This is a genomic window from Phaeovulum sp. W22_SRMD_FR3, assembly GCF_052113705.1.
Taxonomy (GTDB): Bacteria; Pseudomonadota; Alphaproteobacteria; order Rhodobacterales; family Rhodobacteraceae; genus JBGQOG01.
The window spans coordinates 1-2824 of record NZ_JBGQOG010000045.1 but is presented as its reverse complement, the minus strand read 5'-3'; the positions used below and the strand labels follow the sequence as shown (position 1 = coordinate 2824).

4 protein-coding genes are annotated in these 2824 nt (G+C 63.0%); all 4 read right to left on the bottom strand.

Annotated elements, in window-relative coordinates; translation table 11 throughout:
* Positions 1–15: 15 nt before the first annotated feature.
* Positions 16–312 (bottom strand): hypothetical protein, encoded by a 297-nt coding sequence (locus tag ACEN2S_RS22960; RefSeq protein WP_441870950.1) that lies wholly within the window; start codon positions 310–312, stop codon positions 16–18.
* Positions 312–1934 (bottom strand): IS66 family transposase, encoded by a 1623-nt coding sequence (gene tnpC, locus ACEN2S_RS22955; protein ID WP_441870947.1) that lies wholly within the window; start codon positions 1932–1934, stop codon positions 312–314. The genes ACEN2S_RS22960 and tnpC overlap by 1 nt, the downstream gene beginning before the upstream one ends.
* Positions 1935–1996: 62 nt before the next feature.
* Positions 1997–2344, bottom strand: a complete 348-nt coding sequence (gene tnpB, locus ACEN2S_RS22950) for an IS66 family insertion sequence element accessory protein TnpB (RefSeq protein WP_441870944.1) — start codon at positions 2342–2344, stop codon at positions 1997–1999.
* A complete protein-coding gene (tnpA, locus tag ACEN2S_RS22945) occupies positions 2341–2724 on the bottom strand; it encodes an IS66-like element accessory protein TnpA (protein ID WP_441870941.1) in 384 nt (127 codons plus the stop codon). The genes tnpB and tnpA overlap by 4 nt, the downstream gene beginning before the upstream one ends.
* Between the last annotated feature and the right edge of the window lie 100 nt (positions 2725–2824).

Here is a 2824-nt window from a genome sequence, read left to right as displayed (position 1 = left end):
GTAACCGGCCGATTGCTACCGCGGTGACCGGGCCTTGATGCGGGCGACGAGTTCTGCGTCATCGACGAAGTCGTCGAGGAAGGCGTGCCAGGTTTCGGGCGTGATGCGCGCGTCCCTGAGCATGTCTTTGAGTTCATCAATGCCGTCGTCAGTCAAGGCGGTGATGGTGTCATCCGGGCCGGTATAGACGCTGATGATCGAGCCATAGGTCAGGTTGTCGTCGTTATAGACGATGGCTTCGAGAAGCTCGGGGTCCTCGCCCAGCATCTTGGCGACGTAGTCGAGGGTGCAGACGTGGGTGACGGTTGCCATCAGGCGACCTCGGGTAGCGTTGCAGGAAGCGGGGACCAGTTCCAGGGCAGCAGGTCATCAAGGCGGTTGATTTTGTGCTCGTTGATGCGGGCCAGGATGTCTGCGAGGAAGGCCTGCGGATCGAGGCCATTCAGTTTGGCCGTTTCGATGAGGGTCATCGCGCGGGCCAGCGTTTCGGCACCGGTGTCTGCCCCGGCGAAGAGCCAGTTCTTCCTTCCGATGCCAATCGGGCGCAGGGCGCGCTCGGCTGGATTGTTGTCGATGGCGACCCGACCGTCAGACAGGAACAGGCTGAAGGCGTCCTTGCGGCTGAGCCCGTAACGGAAGGCCTTGGCCAGATCACCCTTGCCGGGGATCAGGGTGAGTTGGCTTTCAGCCCAAGCGAAGAAGGCCGCGACCTTCGGAGCGCTGTGCTTCTGGCGTGCAGCAAGGCGGATGTCGGCAGGACGGCCGGTGATCTCGCGCTCGATGTCATAGAGCGCGCCGATGCGGTCGAGCGCCTCACGGGCGATCGCGGATTTGGTCTTGTCCCATTCGTCGTGGAAGTCGCGGCGCAGGTGAGCCCAGCAGGCCGCCTCCCGAAGGCGAGGCGCCCCGTCGGGGTCAGGGTCGTAAAGCTTGGCATAACCCTTGTAGCCGTCCGCCTGCAGTGTGCCGCGGGTCTTGGCCAGATGGCGATGGACGTGTTCTTCCTTCCAATCCGGCGCGAAGGCATAGACCGCACCGGGCGGCGCGGTGCCTGCCCAGGGGCGCTGGTCGCGGATATAGGCCCAGATCCGGCCCTTTTTCACGCCCTTACCCAGCCCTTTATCGCGGCTCGCACGGTCAAGAACACGGATCGGCGTGTCGTCGGCATGCAGCAGGTCACTGGCCATCACATCCGTCTCGATCCTCTCGATCAGCGGGGCCAGCACCTTCATGGCGCGACCGCACCAGTCGACCAAGGTGCTGTCCGGAATGTCAGCACCCATACGGGCGAAGATTTCCTGCTGGCGATACAAGGGAAGGTGGTCGTCAAACTTAGAGACAAGGATGTGGGCCAAAAGGCCTGCACCGGCCATGCTTCCGGGGATTGGTCGGCTTGGGGCGGGCACCTGCACCATGCGTTCGCAGCGGCGACAGGATTTCTTCAGGCGGGCGATCTGGGTGACCTTCATCTGCGCCGCGATCAGATCCAGCATCTCGCTGACATCTTCCCCCACCACACGCAGATCGCCCCCGCAATCGGGGCAGCAACTGCCGGGGTCGAGTTCCAACCGCTCGCGCGGCGTGCTGTCCGAGACCCGGGGACGGCGGCGCAATGGACGGTCGGCAGCCTCCTCGGCAGGTTCAAAACTGGCAGCTTCCGGCGCGCCGTCCAGAACCGCCGTCTCGCTCTCGGCCGAGGCGATCAGTAGATCCTCCAGCGCCAGTTCCAGCTGCTCGATCTCGCGTTCGATCTTTTCCGAGGACTGGCCGAACACCTGCTTCTTCAGCTTGGCGATACGCAGCCGCAGGGTCTGGATCAACTGGTCATGGGCGCGCAGCGTGGCTGATATCTTGGCATTTTCCGCCTGCAACGCCGCGATCAGCGCCTTCAAAAGCGCCGGATCATCGGGAAGGGTTGGCGCCAAATTCGACATGCGCCCGACTACCACAAGGCAGGCGGAATGACCATAAAAACAAGGCGTTTCAGCGGGATAATTCAGCCAACCCGGGCTGGAGGAGCTCCCCAATCCGGCCTGCGCCAGTCGATCCCTTCCCACAGCATCGCCAACTGCGCCGAGGTCAGACGCACCGCGCCGTCACCACGCGCGGGCCAAGGAAAGCGGCCCTTTTGCAGCACCTTGTAATAGAGGCAGAAGCCTTGCCCGTCCCAGTAAAGCAGCTTCAGCCTGTCGCCTTGGCGACCACGGAACGCGAACACTGCCCCACCGGTCGGCTTCTGGCGCAGATGATCCTGCGCAAGAGCTGCCAACCCCTCGATGCCTTTCCTCATGTCCGTCACGCCGCAGGCAAGATAGACGCGAACACCAGTGCCCGGCCCGATCATGCTGCCTCCACCGCCCGGATCACCTGCGTCAGCGTAACTGCATCCAGGGCAGGATCGAAGCGCAGGCAGCGGCCATTCGCCAATTGCAACTCGATCTGGGCCGGGCGCGCGACATCTACCTGGGTGGCAACCGCCGGCATCGCCAATTCCATGGGTCTGTCAAATTCCACCGGAAGAAACAGCGCCTCCGGCAGGGCCGAAAGCAGTCCCTTCTTCTTCAACTCATGCCGCCAAGCGTAGATCTGCTGCCGCGTCACATCATGCCGCTGCGCAACTTGCGTCACCGTCGCGCCGCCCACGCCGACCGACAGAACAATCTCAAGCTTCTCCTCATCGCACCAACGACGACGGCGCTCCAGCCCCACAATATCGCCACGCATCACCAACCCCGCATAAGACACGTCGTTAACGACGTCGTTATGCACGTGCCTTAAACGATCACCATGCCATCAGGCAGGCGGTGCCAACCGGTCGGTTACG